Raw genomic sequence first — 23,497 nt, forward strand, 5'->3', positions numbered from 1 at the left:
AAATCGTGATACCTCCGCTTTTCATCAGACTAATAATCTATATCAAAGCCTTTTAAGACATTTTTCAAACACAACATTATAAATTTTATCATAATGAAGCAAAAAAAAATAGACAGAGTATCACTCTGTCTACGGTTTAATTTTTGTCATATTTGATTAGGAAATGGTATAGTTAGGCGATTCTTTGGTAATTTGTACATCGTGAGGGTGGCTTTCCCGCAGGCCTGCGCCCGTCATGCGGATGAACTGCGCATCTTCCCTCAGTGCGTGCAAATCTTTCGTTCCGCAGTAGCCCATACCGGATTTCAAACCGCCGACAAGCTGATAAACGGTGTCAGCAACCGGACCTTTATAAGGCGTACGTCCTTCAATGCCTTCCGGAACGAATTTTTTGTTTTCCTCTTGGAAGTAGCGGTCTTTGCTTCCTTTTTCCATTGCAGCCACAGAACCCATGCCGCGATAAACTTTAAAGCGTCTGCCTTGGTAGATTTCAGTCTCGCCTGGGCTTTCGGATGTTCCGGCAAGAAGGCTTCCAAGCATGACGGCATGGCCGCCGGCAGCCAAGGCTTTGACAATATCTCCGGAAAACTTGATGCCGCCGTCTGCAATAATCGCAGCACCGTGTTTTCTTGCTTCAGTCGCACAATCGTAAATCGCTGTCACTTGCGGAACACCGACACCGGCTACTACGCGGGTTGTACAAATAGAACCAGGTCCGATACCGACTTTAACTACATTTGCTCCAGCTTCGATAAGCGCTTTTGTTCCTTCGGCAGTTGCGACGTTGCCGGCAATGATATTTAATTCAGGATAAGTGTCACGGATTTTCTTAACGGTATCCAATACTCCTTGTGAATGGCCGTGCGCGGTATCAACGACGATCACATCGACATTGGCTTCCACAAGCTTTCTGACGCGTGTCATTGTGTCGCCTGTTACACCAACCGCTGCTCCAACCAATAGGCGGCCATGAACATCTTTCGCTGAATTCGGGAATTCGATTACTTTTTCAATGTCTTTAATCGTAATAAGTCCTTTTAAAACACCTTGATCATCTAAAAGAGGGAGTTTTTCGATCTTGTATTTTTGAAGAATTTTTTCTGCTTCATCCAGGGTTGTACCAACAGGAGCTGTAACAAGCTCTTCTTTTGTCATAACATCGCTGATTTTCATGGAGTAATCAGAAATAAATCGCAGATCACGGTTTGTAATGATTCCAACCAGCTTCTGATCCTCTTCATTGTCAACAATCGGAACACCGGAAATTCTGTATTTGCCCATCAAATGCTCCGCATCAAAAACTTGGTGCTCTGGTGTTAAGAAAAACGGATTTGTAATGACGCCGCGCTCTGAACGTTTGACTTTGTCAACCTGTTCAGCCTGCTGTTCAATTGACATGTTTTTGTGGATAATGCCCAGTCCGCCCTGCCTTGCCATCGCGATGGCCATTTGAGCTTCTGTAACTGTATCCATGCCTGCACTAATAATTGGAACATTCAGCTTGAGAGACGGTGTAAGCTCAACCGATAAATCCACGTCGCGCGGAAGTACTTCCGATTTAGCCGGAACGAGTAATACATCATCAAATGTTAAGCCTTCTTTTGAAAATTTGCTTTCCCACATTAGTAAATCCCCCTCTTTTCGGCAAAATATTATATGTAGATTATCAACTTGAATACCCACTGTCAAGAAAGCGGGAAACAGTTGTAATTTTTAGAAAATAACATATAAGGGAAGTGGAGTACATGCAAGATAAAGGGTGGAAGGATTTAAAGCTGTTTTACTCTGTCGAAACAGCCCAGCATTTTCTTGAAATGGTATATAAAAATCAAGGAATGGAAGATGCAAAAAAAAATTCTTATAAAAACGGAGAGCGGTTTATTTTTTTTCTTAAACATGCAGAAGCTTTTTACAAGCAAGCCAAAATCGCTACATTGGAAATCAAACCGATTTTATTATTTTACGGCATGGCACAGCTATTGAAAGCCTGCTTGTTAACGACAGATCCTTCCTATCCAAGCCATACTTCAGTGCTCGCTCATGGCGTGACCACAAGAAAACGAAAAAAACAAAACTACCGCTTTTATGAAGATGAAGTGAAAATCCAAAGGAACGGCCTATGTATGCACGTCATCAGGTCCCTTTTCCAATTATCCGGATTGGAAGATGAACGATTCAATATGAAGCAGCTTTTGGCGAAAATTCCGGAGATCAATAAAGTGCTGGCATTTCAAAGAAAACCAAATCCAATTGTAAAAGCAGCCGTCGAAGACCGGCTCATTTGGCTGCCAAGCGAGACGCCCAATGCTTACAATATGTCATCAAAGCGTTTCATCGAACATGTCGAATACCATTTAAACTGGTCTTTCTGCCGTGAGGAAAAAGAGAGGATTGTTTTTTCTGCCGCTCAAAAAGAATGCCGTCCCAGCACTTCGACCACCTTGCTATATGATTTGGAACATGACTCATATTATTTTCCGGCTGAACGGGATCGCTTTTTAAAGCTCCCGGAAATATTGGCACATTACTTGGTTGCTTACAATTTAAGCATGATTGCCAGGTATGAAACAGAATGGTGGTATGACCTTCTGCTTCAAAGTGCTAGCGATGATTATGTCATCATCCAACAGTTTTTACATATAGTCGAGTCAAAGTTCCCTTATTATATCGCTGAATTGCTTCTTCATAAAAAGGAAAACGACAAAAAAGACCAGCTGATATAAGCTGGTCTTTCTAAGCGCTTGGCGGCGTCCTACTCTCACAGGGGGAAGCCCCCAACTACCATCGGCGCTGAAGAGCTTAACTTCCGTGTTCGGCATGGGAACGGGTGTGACCTCTTCGCTATCGCCACCAAACTAATTGAGAGGTGTTCTCTCAAAACTAGATAACGGTCAGACAATTCACAAATATTTAGGTTAAGTCCTCGATCGATTAGTATCTGTCAGCTCCATGTGTCGCCACACTTCCACCTCAGACCTATCAACCTGATCATCTTTCAGGGATCTTACTTCCTTGCGGAATGGGAAATCTCATCTTGAGGGGGGCTTCATGCTTAGATGCTTTCAGCACTTATCCCGTCCGCACATAGCTACCCAGCGATGCCCTTGGCAGAACAACTGGTACACCAGCGGTGCGTCCATCCCGGTCCTCTCGTACTAAGGACAGCTCCTCTCAAATTTCCTGCGCCCGCGACGGATAGGGACCGAACTGTCTCACGACGTTCTGAACCCAGCTCGCGTACCGCTTTAATGGGCGAACAGCCCAACCCTTGGGACCGACTACAGCCCCAGGATGCGATGAGCCGACATCGAGGTGCCAAACCTCCCCGTCGATGTGGACTCTTGGGGGAGATAAGCCTGTTATCCCCGGGGTAGCTTTTATCCGTTGAGCGATGGCCCTTCCATGCGGAACCACCGGATCACTAAGCCCGACTTTCGTCCCTGCTCGACTTGTAGGTCTCGCAGTCAAGCTCCCTTGTGCCTTTACACTCTGCGAATGATTTCCAACCATTCTGAGGGAACCTTTGGGCGCCTCCGTTACCTTTTAGGAGGCGACCGCCCCAGTCAAACTGCCCACCTGACACTGTCTCCTGCCCGATAAGGGCAGCGGGTTAGAAGGTCAATACAGCCAGGGTAGTATCCCACCGATGCCTCCACCGAAGCTGGCGCTCCGGTTTCCAAGGCTCCTACCTATCCTGTACAAGCTGTACCAACATTCAATATCAGGCTGCAGTAAAGCTCCACGGGGTCTTTCCGTCCTGTCGCGGGTAACCTGCATCTTCACAGGTACTATAATTTCACCGAGTCTCTCGTTGAGACAGTGCCCAGATCGTTGCGCCTTTCGTGCGGGTCGGAACTTACCCGACAAGGAATTTCGCTACCTTAGGACCGTTATAGTTACGGCCGCCGTTTACTGGGGCTTCAATTCGCACCTTCGCATACGCTAAGCGCTCCTCTTAACCTTCCAGCACCGGGCAGGCGTCAGCCCCTATACTTCGCCTTACGGCTTCGCAGAGACCTGTGTTTTTGCTAAACAGTCGCCTGGGCCTATTCACTGCGGCTCTCTCGGGCTTGCACCCTAACAGAGCACCCCTTCTCCCGAAGTTACGGGGTCATTTTGCCGAGTTCCTTAACGAGAGTTCTCTCGATCACCTTAGGATTCTCTCCTCGCCTACCTGTGTCGGTTTGCGGTACGGGCACCTCTCACCTCGCTAGAGGCTTTTCTTGGCAGTGTGGAATCAGGAACTTCGCTACTATATTTCGCTCGCCATCACAGCTCAGCCTTATGGGAAACGGATTTGCCTATTTCCCAGCCTAACTGCTTGGACGCGGATATCCAATACCGCGCTTACCCTATCCTCCTGCGTCCCCCCATTGCTCAAATGGTGAGGAGGTGGTACAGGAATATCAACCTGTTGTCCATCGCCTACGCCTTTCGGCCTCGGCTTAGGTCCCGACTAACCCTGAGCGGACGAGCCTTCCTCAGGAAACCTTAGGCATTCGGTGGAGGATTCTCACCCTCTTTCGCTACTCATACCGGCATTCTCACTTCTAAGCGCTCCACGAGTCCTTCCGGTCTCGCTTCACAGCCCTTAGAACGCTCTCCTACCACTGTTCGTAAGAACAGTCCGCAGCTTCGGTGATACGTTTAGCCCCGGTACATTTTCGGCGCAGAGTCACTCGACCAGTGAGCTATTACGCACTCTTTAAATGGTGGCTGCTTCTAAGCCAACATCCTGGTTGTCTAAGCAACTCCACATCCTTTTCCACTTAACGTATACTTTGGGACCTTAGCTGGCGGTCTGGGCTGTTTCCTTTCGACTACGGATCTTATCACTCGCAGTCTGACTCCCAAGGATAAGTCTTTGGCATTCGGAGTTTGACTGAATTCGGTAACCCGGTAGGGGCCCCTAGTCCAATCAGTGCTCTACCTCCAAGACTCTTACCTTGAGGCTAGCCCTAAAGCTATTTCGGAGAGAACCAGCTATCTCCAGGTTCGATTGGCATTTCACCCCTACCCACCTCATCCCCGCACTTTTCAACGTGCGTGGGTTCGGGCCTCCATTCAGTGTTACCTGAACTTCACCCTGGACATGGGTAGATCACCTGGTTTCGGGTCTACGACCACGTACTCATGCGCCCTATTCAGACTCGCTTTCGCTGCGGCTCCGTCTTTTCAAACTTAACCTTGCACGGGATCGTAACTCGCCGGTTCATTCTACAAAAGGCACGCCATCACCCGTTAACGGGCTCTGACTACTTGTAGGCACACGGTTTCAGGATCTCTTTCACTCCCTTCCGGGGTGCTTTTCACCTTTCCCTCACGGTACTGGTTCACTATCGGTCACTAGGGAGTATTTAGCCTTGGGAGATGGTCCTCCCGGATTCCGACGGAATTTCACGTGTTCCGCCGTACTCAGGATCCACTCAGGAGAGAACGAAGTTTTGACTACAGGGCTGTTACCTCCTATGGCGGGCCTTTCCAGACCTCTTCATCTACCTCGTTCTTTTGTAACTCCGTACAGAGTGTCCTACAACCCCAAGAGGCAAGCCTCTTGGTTTGGGCTAATCCCGTTTCGCTCGCCGCTACTCAGGGAATCGCATTTGCTTTCTCTTCCTCCGGGTACTTAGATGTTTCAGTTCCCCGGGTCTGCCTTCTCATATCCTATGAATTCAGATATGGATACTGCTCCATTACGAGCAGTGGGTTTCCCCATTCGGAAATCTCCGGATCAAAGCTTGCTTACAGCTCCCCGAAGCATATCGGTGTTCGTCCCGTCCTTCATCGGCTCCTAGTGCCAAGGCATCCACCGTGCGCCCTTTCTAACTTAACCGTTAAAAAGAATCACTACGTGATATCTTGCATTACAATTGAATGTGAATGTCTACTTTCGTTATCTAGTTTTCAAAGAACACGTTGGTGGAGCCTAGCGGGATCGAACCGCTGACCTCCTGCGTGCAAAGCAGGCGCTCTCCCAGCTGAGCTAAGGCCCCGTGTATAAAGATGGTGGGCCTGAGTGGACTCGAACCACCGACCTCACGCTTATCAGGCGTGCGCTCTAACCAGCTGAGCTACAGGCCCATCTTTTGATTCATATGAAGGAAGTTCCTTCAAAACTAAACAAGATCTAAACGCACCTGTCTATAAGACCGCAAGGTCTTATATTCCGTATAATATCCTTAGAAAGGAGGTGATCCAGCCGCACCTTCCGATACGGCTACCTTGTTACGACTTCACCCCAATCATCTGTCCCACCTTCGGCGGCTGGCTCCAAAAGGTTACCTCACCGACTTCGGGTGTTACAAACTCTCGTGGTGTGACGGGCGGTGTGTACAAGGCCCGGGAACGTATTCACCGCGGCATGCTGATCCGCGATTACTAGCGATTCCAGCTTCACGCAGTCGAGTTGCAGACTGCGATCCGAACTGAGAACAGATTTGTGGGATTGGCTTAGCCTCGCGGCTTCGCTGCCCTTTGTTCTGCCCATTGTAGCACGTGTGTAGCCCAGGTCATAAGGGGCATGATGATTTGACGTCATCCCCACCTTCCTCCGGTTTGTCACCGGCAGTCACCTTAGAGTGCCCAACTGAATGCTGGCAACTAAGATCAAGGGTTGCGCTCGTTGCGGGACTTAACCCAACATCTCACGACACGAGCTGACGACAACCATGCACCACCTGTCACTCTGCCCCGAAGAAGCCCTATCTCTAGGGTTGTCAGAGGATGTCAAGACCTGGTAAGGTTCTTCGCGTTGCTTCGAATTAAACCACATGCTCCACCGCTTGTGCGGGCCCCCGTCAATTCCTTTGAGTTTCAGTCTTGCGACCGTACTCCCCAGGCGGAGTGCTTAATGCGTTTGCTGCAGCACTAAAGGGCGGAAACCCTCTAACACTTAGCACTCATCGTTTACGGCGTGGACTACCAGGGTATCTAATCCTGTTCGCTCCCCACGCTTTCGCGCCTCAGCGTCAGTTACAGACCAGAGAGTCGCCTTCGCCACTGGTGTTCCTCCACATCTCTACGCATTTCACCGCTACACGTGGAATTCCACTCTCCTCTTCTGCACTCAAGTTCCCAGTTTCCAATGACCCTCCCCGGTTGAGCCGGGGGCTTTCACATCAGACTTAAGAAACCGCCTGCGCGCGCTTTACGCCCAATAATTCCGGACAACGCTTGCCACCTACGTATTACCGCGGCTGCTGGCACGTAGTTAGCCGTGGCTTTCTGGTTAGGTACCGTCAAGGTACCGCCCTATTCGAACGATACTTGTTCTTCCCTAACAACAGAGTTTTACGATCCGAAAACCTTCATCACTCACGCGGCGTTGCTCCGTCAGACTTTCGTCCATTGCGGAAGATTCCCTACTGCTGCCTCCGTAGGAGTCTGGGCCGTGTCTCAGTCCCAGTGTGGCCGATCACCCTCTCAGGTCGGCTACGCATCGTTGCCTTGGTGAGCCGTTACCTCACCAACTAGCTAATGCGCCGCGGGTCCATCTGTAAGTGGTAGCTAAAAGCCACCTTTTATAATTGAACCATGCGGTTCAATCAAGCATCCGGTATTAGCCCCGGTTTCCCGGAGTTATCCCAGTCTTACAGGCAGGTTACCCACGTGTTACTCACCCGTCCGCCGCTGACCTAAGGGAGCAAGCTCCCGTCGGTCCGCTCGACTTGCATGTATTAGGCACGCCGCCAGCGTTCGTCCTGAGCCAGGATCAAACTCTCCATGAAGTTTGATAATGACTACGCACATTCGCATGTGCGATTTATTTAATGAATTAACAGGTACGTTTTGTCTTGTTTAGTTTTCAAAGAACTTCGTTGCCGCTCTCAAAGCGACCACTTAAATATAACATTTATGAGACAAGCGGTCAATACTTTTTTTGAAAAAGTTTTTGTTGTTGCTTTTATAAGCGACCAAAAGAAATTATAGCACATTATGCTTCTGATGAAAAGGTTATATTTGAAAGATTGAATAGAAAAACATGCAGCCAAATGGCTGCATGTTTTTATGATTCGTCCGCTTCCTGTTCTTGTTCTTCTGTATCGTTCTCTTCATCTTTTTCAACTAAAGCGACAGTCGCGACATGCTCTTGTTCACCTAAGCGGATAAGGCGCACACCCTGAGTGACGCGGCCGGTCGTAGAAATATCTTTAATATCCATCCGAATGATCACGCCGCTTGCTGTGATGATCATTAAATCTTCTTCTCCTGTTGTTGCTTTCACTGTAACAAGAGATCCGTTATTTTCTGTAATTTTGCAGGTTTTCAGCCCTTTTCCTCCACGGCTTTGAACCCTGTATTCTGAAGCTGGCGTCAGTTTTCCGTAGCCCTTTTCAGTTACGATTAGTACGTGAGAATCCTCTTCCAAAATCTCCATGCCGACGACAACATCGTCATCTGTCAGAGTGATGCCCTTAACGCCGGCTGCTGTTCTTCCCATTTGCCTTACATCTGTTTCAGGGAAACGGATCAGCAAACCGTTCTTCGTGCCGATAATAATTTGTTTATTACCATCCGTCAGGCGGACAGCCATCAATTCATCCTCATCGCGGAGGCTTAAGGCGATCAATCCGTTATTGCGGATATTCGCGAATTGGGAAAGCGGCGTGCGTTTTGATATTCCGTGTTTTGTCGTGAAGAACAAATAAGAATCGTCATCAAATTCGCTTACCGGAATAATCGCGTTGATCCATTCTCCTTTTTCCACTTCAAGCAGGTTAATAATCGGAATTCCCTTTGCTGTCCGTCCGAATTCAGGGATCTCATATCCTTTCGCACGGTACACCTTCCCTTTATTCGAGAAGAAGAGAATGGTGTCATGGGTGGATGTCGATATCAGGTGTTCAACGAAGTCGTCTTCATTTGTCCCCATGCCCTGAATGCCTTTTCCGCCCCGTTTTTGGCTGCGGTAAGTGGAAGAAGGCAGACGTTTGATATATCCGTTATGGGTTAAAGTCACAACGATATTCTCACGTGTGATGAGATCTTCATCCTCAATCGTCTCAAGGCCTGATGTCACGATTTCTGTACGGCGCTCATCATTAAAGCGCTCTTTGACTTCTATGAGCTCTTCCCGAATGATTTCAAGAACCTTCTCTTCGTCTGCTAAGATTGCTTTTAGCTCTGCAATCAGCTCAACAAGGCTTTGATATTCCTCTTCGATTTTTTCGCGTTCCAGCCCTGTTAAACGCTGAAGACGCATGTCCAAAATCGCCTGGGCTTGTTTTTCAGTCAAAGAAAACTTCTCAATCAATCCGTTTTTTGCGATTTCAGCCGTTTGTGAATTTCTAATTAGGGAAATAACTTCATCAAGGTGATCAAGCGCCACTCTCAAGCCCTCAAGAATATGGGCCCGCGCTTCCGCTTTGCGAAGCTCGAATGCCGTACGTCTTCTGATCACGACTTTTTGATGGTCAAGATAATGCTCCAGACACTGCTTCAAGCTCAATACTTTCGGCTGTCCGTCAACAAGCGCCAAAAGATTAATGCCGAATGATGTTTGAAGAGCGGTCTGCTTGTACAAGTTATTTAACAGTACATTAGCATTTGCGTCCCTTCTCAGTTCAATGACGATGCGCATACCGTTTCGGTCTGATTCATCGCGGAGATCCGTAATGCCGTCGATTTTCTTATCGCGCACCAGATCGGCGATCTTTTCGATCAGCCTTGCTTTATTCACCTGGTACGGTATTTCCGTAACAATGATTACCGGTTTGCCGGAAGATGTTTCTTCAATTTGAGCTTTGGCTCGAAGCGTAATGGAACCCCGGCCTGTTTCATAGGCTTTGCGGATACCACTTCTCCCCAAGATCAGCCCTGCAGTAGGGAAGTCAGGTCCAGGAATGATTTCCATCAATTCCGGAAGCGTGATATCAGGGTTCTTGCTGACCGCCAATACCCCGTCAATGACTTCACCGAGCTGATGCGGCGGGATGTTTGTGGCCATACCTACAGCAATACCGGCCGCTCCATTGACAAGCAGGTTCGGAAATCTCGCGGGCATGACAACCGGCTCTTTTTCCGATCCGTCATAGTTGTCCTGGTAATCGATTGTGTCTTTATTGATGTCGCGCAGAATTTCCATTGATATTTTAGACATTCTCGCTTCTGTGTAACGCATGGCCGCAGCCGAGTCACCGTCGACAGAACCGAAGTTTCCGTGGCCTTGAACGAGCATGTACCGATAGTTAAAATCCTGCGCCATTCTGACCATCGCTTCGTAAACAGCAGAATCACCATGCGGGTGGTACTTACCGATAACTTCGCCGACAATACGCGCGGATTTCTTATACGGCTTATCACTTGTCATCCCAAGGTCGTTCATTGCATACAATATTCTTCTGTGCACCGGCTTCAGACCGTCTCTAACGTCCGGAAGAGCGCGGGAAACAATAACACTCATTGCGTAATCTAAAAAAGATGTGCGCATTTCCTGACTGATATTGACTTCCTGAACTTGGGGCTTATGTTGTTCACTCATTAAAAAACCTCCCTGGAGAATCTACATGAGTTGTGTGGGAGTAGATTTGTATTTATACTCTTCAACGAATTAGGCTATTCTCCATTATATCAATAATCTTGATTTTATACACATCAAATGACTAGAGCGCAAAAGGCTCATTCTAGAAAAGACCTTATTTCAATTAAGCGAAAATAAGGTCTTACAATCATTAAATATCTAAATTCTTTACATATCGGGCATTCTCTTCGATAAAGTTGCGGCGCGGCTCAACCTTGTCGCCCATCAGCATTTCAAAGGTTTCATCCGCATCGATCGCATCTTTGAGCGTTACTTGAAGCAATGTCCGAGTTTCAGGATCCATCGTCGTTTCCCAAAGCTGTGTCGCATTCATCTCACCCAAACCTTTATAGCGCTGCAGGCCTGGCTTAGGATTTTGCGGAAGCTCTTTTAAAATTTCTTCGAGCTGCTGGTCATTGTACGCATACTCAACGCGTTTCCCCTGCTGTATTTTGTAAAGAGGCGGCTGAGCGATGTAGACATATCCTTGTTCGATGATCTGCCTCATGTAGCGGTAGAAAAAGGTCAGCAGCAATGTTCTGATGTGTGCACCGTCGACGTCGGCATCCGTCATAATCACGACTTTGTGGTAGCGGGCTTTTTCAAGGTTGAAATCTTCCCCGATTCCGGTGCCAAGCGCGGTGATCATAGAACGAACCTCATTGTTGGACAAAATTTTGTCCAGGCGGGCTTTTTCGACGTTCAAAATTTTCCCTCTTAAAGGCAAAATAGCTTGGAAATGACGGTCACGGCCCTGTTTTGCCGATCCGCCCGCAGAGTCACCCTCAACGATGTAAAGCTCGGAAATCGTCGGATCTTTAGAAGAACAGTCAGCCAGTTTCCCCGGCAAATTTGACACTTCAAGGGCGCTTTTTCTGCGCGTCAATTCGCGGGCTTTCTTTGCGGCCATCCGTGCTCTGGCGGCCATAACCCCTTTTTCAACAATTTTTTTCGCTGAATCCGGGTTTTCAAGCAGAAACTTTTCGAGCGCTTCTGAAAACAGTGCATCTGTTATCGTACGCGCTTCTGAGTTGCCAAGCTTTGTTTTCGTCTGTCCTTCAAATTGAGGATCCGGGTGCTTGATTGAAATGATCGCTGTCAAACCTTCCCGGACGTCTTCCCCGCTTAAGTTCGGATCGCTTTCTTTGAAGACGCCGTTCCTTCTCGCGTAATCATTGATAACCCGCGTCAAACCGGTCTTAAAGCCGGCTTCATGCGTTCCGCCTTCATACGTATGAATGTTGTTGGCAAATGAATAAATGTTGCTGGTATAGCTGTCATTATATTGGAGCGCCACCTCGACCGTAATGCCGTCTTTGGATCCTTCAATGTAGACCGGCTCTTCATGAACAACTTCCCGCGAACGGTTCAAGTGTTCAACATAGCTTTTAATACCGCCTTCATAGCAGTATTCATTCTTGCGTTCTTTTCCATCTCGTTTGTCTTCGATCGTAATTTTGACGCCTTTTGTCAAGAAAGCGAGCTCTCGGACACGAGTCGCAAGCGTATCATAGTCGTATTCAGTCGTTTCCGTGAATATTTCCGGATCAGGCTTGAAGTGAGTTGTCGTTCCCGTCACTTCCGTATCTCCGATGACTTTCAAATCAGCTTTCGGAACGCCCCGTTCAAATTCCTGATAATGGACTTTTCCATCTCTGTAAACCGTTACATCGAGCTCGGTTGAAAGGGCGTTAACAACAGAAGCACCGACGCCGTGCAAACCGCCTGAAACTTTATATCCGCTTCCGTCAAACTTTCCTCCAGCGTGCAGGACAGTCATGATGACTTCCACAGCGGGACGGCCCATCTTTTCATGAATACCGACCGGAATTCCCCGTCCGTTGTCTTTTACAGTGATGCTGTTGTCTTTTTCAATTTCGACATTGATTTCAGTGCAGTAACCGGCTAATGCTTCATCGATGCTGTTATCGACAATTTCCCATACTAAATGGTGCAGACCTTTGCCGCTTGTCGACCCGATGTACATTCCGGGTCTTTTCCGCACGGCTTCCAATCCCTCTAGAACCTGTATCTGATTTTCATCGTAATTATTTTGCTGTTCCATTGCCACGCACATTCACCTACACTTTTCTTCAAACATAATAAATTTATAGTTAAGATTCTTTATGAATCGATTTCCGGCTTGGATTGCGCCCGTTTTTTCAACGTGCCTGAGGCTAAAGGAGAAAAATAAATTGATTGTAATGTGACAACAATTGACTTCGGCGTGCTGTTAGAAGAGACGATTTGCTGTCTTTGCTTGTTTAAAAACTCTTCAACAATCGGCGATGTCTTTGCCTTGTAATCAAAAATAGCCACAATTTCACGCGTTGAGACGACAAAATCGTCACCTAAGTGGATATACAATCCCTCACCCCATTTTTTCAGTCCGATAGTGTGCCATTTTCAACACGAAAGATTTCCGCTTCGTTTAAGGTTTTATGATCAATTCCATCAACGCTTGTCGTTGTTACGAATGTTTGAACACGGCCTTGAATGGTGTGGAGCAAGTGAGACTGCCGATAGTCGTCCAGCTCTGATAAAACATCATCCAAAAGCAGAATCGGGTATTCTCCTATCTCTTCCTGAATCAAATCGATTTCAGCCAATTTAAGCGACAATGCAGTCGTACGCTGCTGGCCCTGCGATCCGTAAGTCTGTACATCACGGCCATTGACGTAGAAAAGAACATCATCCCTATGGGGACCTGAAAGAGATACTCCCCGTTCTATTTCTTTATCTCTTAATTTAGAAAACGTTTCTTGATAACTATTGATCATTTTCGACAAATCGGGCGAATCTGATACGTGAAGAGACGTATGATACTTTAACGTCAGCTCTTCCAGACCTCTTGAAATTCCGGAATGAATGGGCTGAGCCCATTTTTCAAGCTGTTCGACAAACTGAAGCCGTTTCATCACAACCTTTGCCGCGAATTCCGTAAGCTGTTCCGTCAGCACGTCAAGCATCGTTTGATCGGTCTGCTTTCTCGTTTGAAGCTGCTTCAAGAAATGATTCCGTTGTGAAAGGATTTTTTGGTAAAGAGAAAGGTCATGAAGATAAACAGGTGATACTTGGCCGATTTCCATATCGAGAAACCTTCTTCTGACCTGAGGACTTCCTTTTACAAGATTTAAATCCTCCGGCGCGAACATAATCGTGTTGACAGCCCCGACATACTGGCTCAGCTTCTGCTGTTCAATATGATTAACTTTACCTTTTTTTCCTTTTTTGGAAATAACAAGCTGGATGGGAACGGAACCGTTTTTTTTAATGACCCTGCCTTCTATTTTAGCATAGTCTTCATCCCATCGTATGAGTTCTTTATCATTTGACGTCCGATGGGATTTCGCCATCGCAAGCACATAGATCGCTTCCATCAAATTCGTTTTTCCTTGAGCATTCTCTCCGATAATCACGTTCACTTTGTTCTCAAATTGAAGGTCAAGGCGCTCATAATTACGGTAAGATGATAATGTAAGATTTTGGATATACAATCAATACCACCTGCTTTTAGCCGACGACTTGAAAAGAACCGAATCCTTCAATCGTCACCACATCTCCGACATACAGTTTTCGTCCGCGGCGGTTATCCGGCTCGTCATTGACGAGTACTTCATATTCCGATAAAAACCATTTTGCCATTCCTCCGGACTGAATGACATCCGCCAATTTCAAAAACTGGCCGAGGGTAATCATCTCTGTATCAATAGCCACCGTCTTTGTCATTATATCGACCTCTTTCAATATCACTAATATCTAATTGTACTAAAAAACAGGGAAAGAAGGAAAGGGGAAACTTGCGGTATGAACAACCAAGGCAGGACGAGAGCGCTTTTCTCCCGAAAAAATAAGAGAAGCTGCCGGACCAGCCGGCAACTTTCTATTCCAACAAATTAATACGTCCGGACAGGAAGAATTAATTGGACGATCGAATCGTCATTCGGCGTACGGATCAGAAAAGGCCTCATAGCGCCCGTGAAGCTCACATGAATGTCCTCTCCTTCAAGAACTTTAAGGGCATCCAGCATATATTTCGGACTAAAGGATATCTTTAAGTCTTCCCCTTCAATCTGCTCGGCATTCACCGTTTCGACAACCTTTCCGATTTCCGGAGAGTTTGAAGAAATTTCGATCGACTCATTGGCGGCTGCGGAAAGTTTCACCACGTTGTTTCGTCCTTCTCTCGCCAAGAGCGAAGCCCTGTCGATCGCCTGAAGAAATTCCTTAGTATTGACGATCAGGTTCGTTTTGCTTTCCTGAGGAATCAGGCGGTTTGTATCCGGATAGTTTCCGTCAAGCAGCCTGGAGAAAAACAGCACGTTTTTTGTTTTAAACAGCACTTGTGTTTCGGTAATTACAATATCGACAAGCTCCTGGTGGTCATCAAGGATCTTGCTCAGCTCGGTTAAGCTTTTTCCTGGGATGACGACATTGTATGAACTGTCTTCGTTAATGTCGAGCTTAGCTTTTCTTAGTGCCAGACGGTGACTATCCGTCGCAGTGCATATTAATTCACCGCCCGCGACATTCCAGTTTACACCTGTCAAGATTGGGCGTGTTTCTGAGGTGGACACTGCAAAAACGGTTTGGCGAATCAGGTTTTTCAGCAGATCGGTCGGAATTTGAAAAGCGTGATGCTCTTCAATTTGCGGCAAAAGCGGATATTCGCTTGCATCTAAACCGTTTAAGTTAAACTCTGCTTTGCCGGAGCGGATGATCGTTAAGTATTGATTTTGAACCTCGATTTCCACCGTTGACATCGGGAGCTTTTTGACAATTTCACTGAAAAAACGGGCTTGAAGCACAATGCTGCCGGGCTGTTCAATTGTCACGATCTCTAAATCGCCGTCTTCTTTCGGGATAAACGATTCAATTGAAATATCGGAATCGCTGCCTGTCAGAGAGACACCTTCATCAGAGGCCACAATTTTAATACCGGTTAAGATCGGAATCGTCGTTCTTGAAGAAACGGCTTTTAACACATCTTGGACACCTTCGACTAGGCGGTCTTTTTGAATTGTAAACTTCATAATCATCCTCCTTGCGGGAATCTATTAATTATTATGTTTTATAAAAATAGCAGAAGTACTAGTAGGGGCTGTGGATTTGTGGATAAGTGTCAAAAACGAACGGAAACACAGCCTATCCACATGTGGACAGACTGTGTAAGACTATGTTCAAGTTATTCACACTTTCCCGCTCACCACTTATCTCAGCTGTTCTTTAATTTCTTTAATCTGCTGCTGGAGCTGTTCATCATCGCTCAGCAGTTTTGATATTTTCTCGTGCGCATGGATGACAGTCGTGTGGTCGCGTCCGCCAAACTCTTCGCCGATCTTCGGAAGAGAAGAATCTGTCATTTCTCTTGATAGATACATAGCGATCTGCCGCGGAAAAGCTACCGATTTTGTCCGTTTCTTCGCCTTGAAATCCTCCAGCTTGATATTGAACTGCTGGCCGACGATTCTTTGAATGTCTTTGATCGTAATGACTTTCGGCTTTGAAGACGGAATGATATCTTTCAAAGCTTCAGCAGCCAGATCGGCGTTGATGTCTTTATTGATCAAGGAAGAATATGCGACAACCCTGATTAATGCCCCTTCCAGCTCCCTGATATTGCTGTCGATCTGATTGGCAATATAAAGCATGACTTCATTCGGAATATCAAGTCCTTCTGCCTTTGCTTTCTTTCTTAAAATCGCAATTCTTGTTTCCAGATCAGGAGGCGTGATGTCTGTGATCAATCCCCATTCAAAACGGGAGCGCAAACGGTCTTCAAGCGTTGGAATCTCTTTAGGAGGCCGGTCGCTGGAAATGACGATCTGCTTTGTTTCTTCATGCAGCGTATTAAACGTATGGAAAAATTCCTCTTGCGTCTGTTCTTTTCCCGCTAAAAATTGAATATCATCTATCAAAAGAACGTCAACATTTCTATAGCGATTGCGAAAATCGACAGCTTTATTGTCACGGATCGAGTTAATGAACTCATTTGTAAATTTCTCAGATGACAAATAAACCACTTTTGCAGATGGATTGTGATCGATGACATAATGCCCGATCGCATGCATTAAGTGAGTCTTTCCAAGTCCGACTCCCCCATAAATAAACAGCGGATTGTAAGCTTTCGCCGGTGCTTCAGCCACTGCCAAAGATGCCGCGTGGGCGAATCGGTTTCCTGAACCGATAACGAACGTATCAAATGTATATTTGGGATTCAGCATGTTTTGCGGAAAATCAGCCGGTTCTTCTTTCGACATTTTTTTGATTGGAGACTTGGGCATAAAATCTTCTTCATTTTGATTCTGAGGAATGACAAATTTAATGCTCAATTCTTCTCCTGTCAGATCGTAGATCGTATCGGCGATCAGGTGCAGGTATCTTGATTCAAGCCAGTCTCTGGCGAACTCGTTCGGTGCGGTGATGATCAGCGTATCGCCCTGCAATGAATGGGCCTTTGTCGATTTCATCCATGTTTCAAAGCTGGGCTTGCTCAATTTTTTTTCGATCTGCCCCAAAGCTTGATTCCAAAGATCCGATATGTTTTTCATAATGGCGGTTCGTCCCTCCTTTACCAGCAATATTTGCTCGTCCAACCTGTTATAGAACACAAAAAAAGAGCAAATGGATGAGTCCATTCGTTAATGAAATGTTGAAAACATATAATATAGTAGAAAAACGTCTTTTCGACATTTTTCACAAGATGTGGACAAATTACTGCACACCCTGTGAAAAAACTTTCCACAACTTATCCACAGTTTGTGGATAATGGATTGGCAGCCAATTTGTTATCAAGAGTTAAAACACAAATATAATATCAGAATAAGCGAGTGGTTGCAATGGTTGCGAGGAACTTATCCACACACTATACAAACTGTTGAAGAAATATTGTCCACAACGGTTAGTTTTGTGAAAATGTTGTCGATAATGACTGTGGATAGAAAAAACGAGGCGAAAGATATCCACATTGGCTTTTTTTCGCGTCGTTCATCCCATTTTCCCGCTTCCAAAAAAATCTTTTAAGCTAAAATTGAGGAAAAATGAAATTAGGCTTTCGAAGAAAATTGATATGTGTTATCCTATTATGGTGCAAAAAAGAAATGTGTGAGCGAAGTTGACAATGAACTGCTCATCCCAATATAATAAATTAGACTGTCTTTAACAGCTATTCCTCGAGGGAGGTGTCATACATGAAAAGAACATTTCAACCAAATAACCGTAAGCGCAGCAAAGTTCATGGCTTTCGCAGCCGTATGAGTTCTAAAAATGGACGTCTTGTATTAGCACGTCGTCGCCGCAAAGGAAGAAAAGTATTATCAGCTTAGGCCACTGAATAATGTCAGTGGTCTTTTTTACATAGAGGAATGACCAGGCCCATTTGCCAGCTTGTTATCGGAGTGAAAGAAGATATGAAAAAGCGAAATCGATTAAAGAAAAATGAAGATTTTCAAAAAGTATTTAAAAAAGGCAAATCGATGGCAAACCGGCAATATGTTTTATATGTGCTTCACCAGCCTGAGGCGAAAGAGTTTCGGGTGGGACTGTCGGTCAGCAAGAAAATCGGAAACGCAGTCGTGCGCAACCGGGTAAAGCGGCTGATTCGCCAGGTCATCCAGGAAGAGCGGGATCTATTAAAACAAGAAAATGACTACATTATCATCGCAAGAAAGCCTGCAGCTGAATTGTCATATGAAGAGACGAAAAAAAGTTTGCAGCATCTTTTCAGAAAGTCGTTTGTCTACCGGAAAAAACCGAATCAGCCATCATAGTCCGGGTTAAAAAGAAGTTATGGCCCCTCATTTTTAAGCGCTTCCTTTAGCTCCTGAAAAATGTCGTCGCCCATTCGGGGAGAAAGATGATAAAATACGAGAAAGTATGTCTTTTTAATGGTCATAACCGAAAAATACCGGTTGAAGAATGAAGATTTAGGAGGAAATGTTGTTGAAGAGGCGAATTTTATTATTGTTCAGTATGATCGGCGTTATCGTGCTCTTAGCTGGATGTACGGAAATCAACCAGCCGATCACTGCAGAAAGCGAAGGGTTTTGGAACACGTATATCGTATACCCGTTGTCACAGCTGATTACTTATGTAGCAAATTTAACGAATGAAAACTTCGGACTCGCGATTATCATCGTCACGCTCTTAATCAGACTTTTAATTTTGCCGCTGATGATCAAACAGACGAAGAGTTCGAAAGCGATGCAGGCTCTCCAGCCTGAAATGCAAAAACTTCGCGAAAAATACAGTTCTAAAGATCAAAAAACGCAGCAGAAGCTTCAACAGGAAACGATGGCTCTCATGCAAAAGCACGGGGTTAACCCGCTTGCCGGATGTTTCCCGATCTTAATTCAAATGCCGATTTTAATCGGATTCTATCATGCCATTATGAGAACGCGGGAAATCGCAGAACACAGCTTTTTATGGTTTGACCTTGGAGAGCGTGATCCGTATTTCATTTTGCCGATTCTCGCCGGTGTGTTCACATTCATTCAGCAAAAGCTGATGATGGCGGGAACAGCACAGCAAAATCCGCAGATGGCGATGATGCTTTGGCTGATGCCGATCATGATCGTTGTATTTGCGATCAGTTTCCCGGCGGCTCTTTCTCTGTACTGGGTAGTCGGTAACTTATTCATGATTGCTCAAACCTTCTTTATCAAAGGGCCTGATCTAAAGGCAGAGAGACAGGAAGCGACAGCCGGAGGAAAAAAATCCGGAGGTAAGAAAAAGTGAAGGAACTGACTGCTACTGGACGTACCGTCGATGAAGCAGTGCAATCCGGGCTTGAACAGCTAGGCCTTCATGCAGATGATGTCGAAGTCGATGTAGTTGATGAAGGGAAAAAGGGATTATTCGGCATTTTCGGTCATCGGTCTGCAGTCGTGAACATTCGGGAAAAAATAGACCCGGTTAAAGAAGCAAAACAGTATTTGGAAAATGTGATTTCGAATATGGGAATACAAGTCCAGGTGACGGCAGAAGAGGAGTCAAAACGAGTGGTTTTTCAGTTAAAAGGCGATAAAACAGCCCTTTTAATTGGAAAAAGGGGACAAACTTTAAATGCCCTTGAAACGCTGACGCAGCTCGTGCTCAATCGTCATTCCGACAGATATATCCAAGCGGTGGTTGACGCCGAAGGATACCGTGCAAAACGGAAGGAAACACTGGCTCAGCTGGCATTGAAGCTTGCTGACCAGGCGGCCAGGCAGAAAAAAGACATTCACCTGGAGCCGATGCCTTCCAGTGAGCGCAAGGTCATCCATGATACGCTTGCAGGCTACTCGCAGCATATCGAAACTTACTCTACCGGAGAAGACCATAACCGGCACCTTGTCATCTCATATAAAAAATAACATGAAAACCGAAGTTCCCAAAATTGGGACTTCGGTTTTTTGTCGTTGCAAAATCGCTGAATGCAGACAAAATCAGTTTAAGCTCTGGTTTTTTCGGTGTAAGCTGTTGATGAAAATGAAATTTAATTGTTATTCACATGTGGATAAGTTAAAGTAAGTAATGATGGCTTAGAACGGTTGTGGATAACGGTTCAAGTCACTTCCACTTCAATTGAAACTATGTTATCTTTAAATTTTGATTACAATAAAAGTTTTTCATCCATATACGATGTTTGGAAGATGACCCGGACAAATGGGGATAATAGATATAGGAATGAAAAAGAGAGGTGAAAGCCATGGATACCATCGCTGCGATTTCAACGCCGATGGGAGAAGGGGCGATTGCGATCGTCCGGATGAGCGGCCCTGAGGCTCTTGCGATCGCCGATAAAGTATATAAAGGACCTCGCGGAAAAAGGCTGAGTTCCGTCGATTCACATACGATTAACTACGGTCATGTCGTTGATCCGGAAACGGAAAAAGTCGTGGAAGAAGTCATGGTTTCGGTCCTGAAAGCGCCGAAAACTTTTACGCGGGAAGATATTGTAGAAATCAACTGCCACGGCGGACTTGTGACCGTCAACCAGGTGCTTCAGCTCGTTTTGAGAGAGGGAGCGCGTCTGGCGGAACCGGGGGAATTTACGAAAAGAGCCTTTTTGAATGGAAGAATCGATCTTTCCCAGGCTGAAGCTGTCATGGATCTCATCAGGGCGAAAACAGACCGCGCTATGAATGTGGCCATGAATCAGATGGAAGGAAGGCTGTCTTCACTGATCAAACGGTTGAGAGCCGAGATTCTTGAAACATTGGCCCACGTTGAAGTGAATATTGACTATCCGGAATACGATGATGTCGAAGAAATGACGCACAAGATGCTGATTGAAAAGGCGACAAAGGTCAAAAAGGAAATCGAGGCGCTGCTGACGACTTCAGAGCAGGGTAAAATATTAAGAGAAGGAATCTCGACGGTTATCATCGGGCGGCCTAATGTCGGCAAGTCCTCGCTTTTAAACAGTCTCGTCCATGAGACAAAAGCGATTGTAACGGATATTCCGGGAACGACGCGGGATGTCATTGAAGAATATGTGAATGTAAGAGGCGTGCCGCTGCGTCTTGTCGATACAGCCGGGATACGCGAGACCGAAGACATCGTCGAGCGAATCGGCGTTGAACGTTCAAGACAGGTATTAAAAGAAGCCGACTTGATTTTGCTAGTCCTCAATTACAGCGAGCCCCTTTCAGAAGAAGACATCAAGCTCTTTGAAGCAACGAAAGGGATGGACATCATCGTCATCGTCAATAAGACCGATCTTGAGCAAAAGCTTGATCTTGATCGCGTTCGGGAATTGGCGGGGAATCAGCCTGTCGTCACGACATCCTTATTGAAAGAGGAAGGGATTGATGAGCTGGAGGAAGCCATTCAATCGCTGTTTTTCACAGGCGCGATTGAGAGCGGCGACTTGACATATGTCAGCAATACAAGGCACATCTCACTGCTGCATGAGGCGAAGCGCGCTATCACTGACGCTTTGGAGGGCATCGAAAACGATGTGCCGATCGATATGGTTCAAATTGATTTAACAAGATGTTGGGAAGTTCTCGGGGAGATCATTGGCGATGCTGTACATGAAAGTCTGATCGACCAGCTCTTCTCTCAATTTTGCTTAGGAAAATAAAGGAGGAACAAAGCATATGGGCTATGAAGCAGGCCAATATGACGTCGTTGTCGTCGGCGCCGGCCACGCCGGTGTGGAAGCGGCGCTGGCGTCAGCCAGACAAGGCGCAAAAACGCTTGTCTTAACGATTAACCTTGATATGGTTGCTTTCATGCCATGTAACCCGTCTGTCGGCGGACCTGCAAAAGGAATCGTCGTCCGCGAAATCGATGCGCTCGGCGGGGAAATGGCTAAAAATATCGATAAAACTCATATCCAAATGAGGCTTTTAAATACAGGAAAAGGACCTGCCGTCCGGGCGCTGCGGGCTCAGGCTGACAAATTTCAATATCAGCACGAGATGAAAAAGACACTTGAGAATGAACCGAATTTGACCATGCTCCAAGGGATGGTCGAACGCCTTCTCATTGAAGACGGGGAATGCCGGGGCGTTGTAACCCAAACAGGGGCGGAGTACCGTTCTAAGACCGTTGTTCTGACGACGGGAACATTTTTGAGAGGGAAAATCATTCTTGGCGATCTGTCATACTCCAGTGGACCGAACAACCAGCAGCCGTCCATCAAGCTGTCTGAGCACCTTGAAGAGCTTGGCTTTGACCTCGTCCGCTTTAAAACAGGAACGCCGCCGCGGGTCAACAGCCATTCGATTGACTACAGCAAAACGGAAATTCAGCCCGGTGATGAAGTGCCGCGGGCCTTTTCGTATGAGACGGTGGAATATATTACAGACCAGCTTCCGTGCTGGCTCACATATACAAGTCCGGAAACGCACGAAATCATTGACAATAATCTGCATCGCTCACCGATGTACTCGGGCATGATCAAAGGAACGGGGCCGAGATATTGCCCGTCTATTGAAGACAAGGTCGTCCGCTTTAACGACAAGCCGAGACACCAGATCTTTCTTGAGCCTGAAGGGCGCAACACCCAGGAAGTCTATGTCCAGGGATTGTCGACAAGCCTTCCGGAAGATGTGCAGCGAAAAATGCTTTCAACTATTCCCGGTCTTGAAAATGTGCAAATGATGCGGGCAGGATACGCGATTGAATATGATGCGATCGTACCGACACAACTGTGGCCGACACTGGAAACGAAAAAAATTCCGGGACTCTTCACAGCCGGACAGATTAACGGAACATCAGGCTATGAAGAAGCGGCCGGACAGGGAATTATGGCCGGCATCAATGCGGGTCGGAAAGCGCTTGGCAAAGAAGAGGTCATTCTCAGTCGTTCTGACGCTTATATTGGTGTATTGATCGACGACCTTGTGACGAAGGGAACAAACGAACCGTACCGCCTGCTGACATCGCGTGCGGAGTACAGGCTGCTTCTGCGTCACGACAATGCAGACTTGCGCCTGACCGAGATCGGCTATCAGATCGGCTTGATTTCTGAAGAACGATATCAAAAGTTTCAAGAGAAAAAAGCGGCCATTGAAGCAGAGAAAAAACGTCTTCATTCTGTTATTATCAAACCGACAAAGGAAAATCAGGAATATATCCGTTCACTGGGCGGCAGCGAGCTCAAAGACGGCATTCGCGCGACCGACCTGATGAAGCGGCCGGAAATGAATTATGAAACCGTTACTGCTCTTGCGCCGCCTGAACAAGAAGTCGCCGGCGACGTTGCTGAACAGGTAGAAATTCAAATTAAGTATGAAGGATATATTGAAAAGTCCTTGCAGCAGGTCGAAAAACTAAAGAAAATGGAAAACAAAAAGATTCCTGACAGAATCGACTATGACGCGATCAAAGGCATTGCAACGGAAGCGCGCCAAAAATTGAAAGAGGTCAGACCGCTGTCTGTCGCACAAGCCTCACGGATTTCCGGCGTCAATCCTGCTGATATTTCCATTCTGCTCGTCTACTTAGAGCAGGGACGGATTGCCAAGGTTGCGGAATAGAAAG

Annotated in this window: 15 protein-coding genes, 2 tRNA genes and 3 rRNA genes; 7 read left to right on the forward strand and 13 right to left on the reverse strand. The window is 46.3% G+C overall.

The genetic code is table 11. The features are described 5' to 3' along the window. Positions 1–156 precede the first annotated feature (156 nt). Entirely contained in the window at positions 157–1,623 is a 1,467-nt protein-coding gene (guaB, locus tag H2R00_RS15020) for an IMP dehydrogenase (RefSeq protein WP_020449769.1), read from the reverse strand. 122 nt (positions 1,624–1,745) lie between these two features. Between guaB and H2R00_RS15025 the strand changes: the two genes are divergently transcribed. Then, positions 1,746–2,723: a YaaC family protein gene (locus H2R00_RS15025; RefSeq protein ID WP_182069615.1), complete on the forward strand. Its 978-nt coding sequence runs from the start codon at positions 1,746–1,748 to the stop codon at positions 2,721–2,723. 16 nt (positions 2,724–2,739) lie between these two features. On the opposite strand, the gene rrf is transcribed toward H2R00_RS15025, so the two are convergent. The 12 genes from rrf to dnaA form a co-directional block, all read right to left on the reverse strand. Continuing rightward, a 5S ribosomal RNA gene (gene rrf, locus H2R00_RS15030) occupies positions 2,740–2,855 on the reverse strand. 56 nt (positions 2,856–2,911) lie between these two features. Then, positions 2,912–5,833, reverse strand: a 23S ribosomal RNA gene (locus tag H2R00_RS15035). 84 nt (positions 5,834–5,917) lie between these two features. Continuing rightward, positions 5,918–5,993: transfer RNA gene (locus tag H2R00_RS15040), tRNA-Ala, on the reverse strand. 11 nt (positions 5,994–6,004) lie between these two features. Continuing rightward, positions 6,005–6,081: transfer RNA gene (locus tag H2R00_RS15045), tRNA-Ile, on the reverse strand. Positions 6,082–6,183: 102 nt separating this feature from the next. Beyond that, positions 6,184–7,727 (reverse strand): 16S ribosomal RNA (locus H2R00_RS15050). The 16S, 23S and 5S rRNA genes sit together here with 2 tRNA genes alongside, the layout of an rRNA operon. Positions 7,728–8,005: 278 nt before the next feature. Further along, entirely contained in the window at positions 8,006–10,480 is a 2,475-nt protein-coding gene (gene gyrA / locus H2R00_RS15055) for a DNA gyrase subunit A (protein ID WP_154996121.1), read from the reverse strand. A gap of 190 nt (positions 10,481–10,670) precedes the next feature. Beyond that, positions 10,671–12,584, reverse strand: a complete 1,914-nt coding sequence (gene gyrB / locus H2R00_RS15060) for a DNA topoisomerase (ATP-hydrolyzing) subunit B (RefSeq protein WP_154996125.1) — start codon at positions 12,582–12,584, stop codon at positions 10,671–10,673. 59 nt (positions 12,585–12,643) lie between these two features. Next, positions 12,644–12,886, reverse strand: coding sequence for an extracellular matrix regulator RemB (gene remB / locus H2R00_RS15065; protein WP_154996119.1), 243 nt, complete (start codon positions 12,884–12,886; stop codon positions 12,644–12,646). A gap of 17 nt (positions 12,887–12,903) precedes the next feature. Beyond that, positions 12,904–14,016, reverse strand: a complete 1,113-nt coding sequence (gene recF, locus H2R00_RS15070) for a DNA replication/repair protein RecF (protein WP_154996117.1) — start codon at positions 14,014–14,016, stop codon at positions 12,904–12,906. A 16-nt stretch (positions 14,017–14,032) separates the two neighbouring features. Next, positions 14,033–14,248, reverse strand: coding sequence for a ribosome maturation protein RlbA (gene yaaA, locus H2R00_RS15075; protein WP_003178084.1), 216 nt, complete (start codon positions 14,246–14,248; stop codon positions 14,033–14,035). A 167-nt stretch (positions 14,249–14,415) separates the two neighbouring features. Continuing rightward, a complete protein-coding gene (gene dnaN, locus H2R00_RS15080) occupies positions 14,416–15,552 on the reverse strand; it encodes a DNA polymerase III subunit beta (protein ID WP_026580417.1) in 1,137 nt (378 codons plus the stop codon). 177 nt (positions 15,553–15,729) lie between these two features. Then, positions 15,730–17,070 (reverse strand): chromosomal replication initiator protein DnaA, encoded by a 1,341-nt coding sequence (dnaA, locus tag H2R00_RS15085; protein WP_009330034.1) that lies wholly within the window; start codon positions 17,068–17,070, stop codon positions 15,730–15,732. A gap of 639 nt (positions 17,071–17,709) precedes the next feature. Here dnaA and rpmH point away from each other — a divergent pair. From rpmH to mnmG, 6 genes are all read left to right on the forward strand, one after another. Beyond that, positions 17,710–17,844, forward strand: a complete 135-nt coding sequence (gene rpmH / locus H2R00_RS15090; protein ID WP_003178075.1) for a 50S ribosomal protein L34 — start codon at positions 17,710–17,712, stop codon at positions 17,842–17,844. Between the two features lie 84 nt (positions 17,845–17,928). Continuing rightward, entirely contained in the window at positions 17,929–18,288 is a 360-nt protein-coding gene (gene rnpA / locus H2R00_RS15095; protein WP_020453656.1) for a ribonuclease P protein component, read from the forward strand. A gap of 166 nt (positions 18,289–18,454) precedes the next feature. After that, the gene (gene spoIIIJ / locus H2R00_RS15100; protein WP_154996115.1) at positions 18,455–19,255 is read left to right on the forward strand and encodes a YidC family membrane integrase SpoIIIJ; all 801 of its coding nucleotides are present in this window, start codon (positions 18,455–18,457) and stop codon (positions 19,253–19,255) included. Then, a complete protein-coding gene (gene jag / locus H2R00_RS15105; protein WP_182069617.1) occupies positions 19,252–19,875 on the forward strand; it encodes an RNA-binding cell elongation regulator Jag/EloR in 624 nt (207 codons plus the stop codon). The genes spoIIIJ and jag overlap by 4 nt, the downstream gene beginning before the upstream one ends. 335 nt (positions 19,876–20,210) lie before the next feature. Next, positions 20,211–21,590, forward strand: a complete 1,380-nt coding sequence (gene mnmE, locus H2R00_RS15110; protein WP_182069619.1) for a tRNA uridine-5-carboxymethylaminomethyl(34) synthesis GTPase MnmE — start codon at positions 20,211–20,213, stop codon at positions 21,588–21,590. A gap of 16 nt (positions 21,591–21,606) precedes the next feature. Continuing rightward, the gene (mnmG, locus tag H2R00_RS15115; protein WP_154996111.1) at positions 21,607–23,493 is read left to right on the forward strand and encodes a tRNA uridine-5-carboxymethylaminomethyl(34) synthesis enzyme MnmG; all 1,887 of its coding nucleotides are present in this window, start codon (positions 21,607–21,609) and stop codon (positions 23,491–23,493) included. The last annotated feature ends 4 nt before the right edge of the window (positions 23,494–23,497 follow it).

This window comes from Bacillus haynesii, assembly GCF_014042035.1.
Classification (GTDB): Bacteria; Bacillota; Bacilli; order Bacillales; family Bacillaceae; genus Bacillus; species Bacillus haynesii.

What these genes read in the sequence shown, in the direction of transcription:
- rpmH (WP_003178075.1), top strand. Translation starts at nt 17,710, where the DNA reads ATGAAAAGAACATTTCAACCAAATAACCGTAAGCGCAGCAAAGTTCAT.
- mnmE (WP_182069619.1), top strand. Translation starts at nt 20,211, where the DNA reads ATGGATACCATCGCTGCGATTTCAACGCCGATGGGAGAAGGGGCGATT.
- guaB (WP_020449769.1), bottom strand. Translation starts at nt 1,623, where the DNA reads ATGTGGGAAAGCAAATTTTCAAAAGAAGGCTTAACATTTGATGATGTA.
- mnmG (WP_154996111.1), top strand. Translation starts at nt 21,607, where the DNA reads ATGGGCTATGAAGCAGGCCAATATGACGTCGTTGTCGTCGGCGCCGGC.
- rnpA (WP_020453656.1), top strand. Translation starts at nt 17,929, where the DNA reads ATGAAAAAGCGAAATCGATTAAAGAAAAATGAAGATTTTCAAAAAGTA.
- H2R00_RS15025 (WP_182069615.1), top strand. Translation starts at nt 1,746, where the DNA reads ATGCAAGATAAAGGGTGGAAGGATTTAAAGCTGTTTTACTCTGTCGAA.
- yaaA (WP_003178084.1), bottom strand. Translation starts at nt 14,248, where the DNA reads ATGACAAAGACGGTGGCTATTGATACAGAGATGATTACCCTCGGCCAG.
- spoIIIJ (WP_154996115.1), top strand. Translation starts at nt 18,455, where the DNA reads ATGTTGTTGAAGAGGCGAATTTTATTATTGTTCAGTATGATCGGCGTT.
- gyrA (WP_154996121.1), bottom strand. Translation starts at nt 10,480, where the DNA reads ATGAGTGAACAACATAAGCCCCAAGTTCAGGAAGTCAATATCAGTCAG.
- dnaA (WP_009330034.1), bottom strand. Translation starts at nt 17,070, where the DNA reads ATGAAAAACATATCGGATCTTTGGAATCAAGCTTTGGGGCAGATCGAA.
- gyrB (WP_154996125.1), bottom strand. Translation starts at nt 12,584, where the DNA reads ATGGAACAGCAAAATAATTACGATGAAAATCAGATACAGGTTCTAGAG.
- dnaN (WP_026580417.1), bottom strand. Translation starts at nt 15,552, where the DNA reads ATGAAGTTTACAATTCAAAAAGACCGCCTAGTCGAAGGTGTCCAAGAT.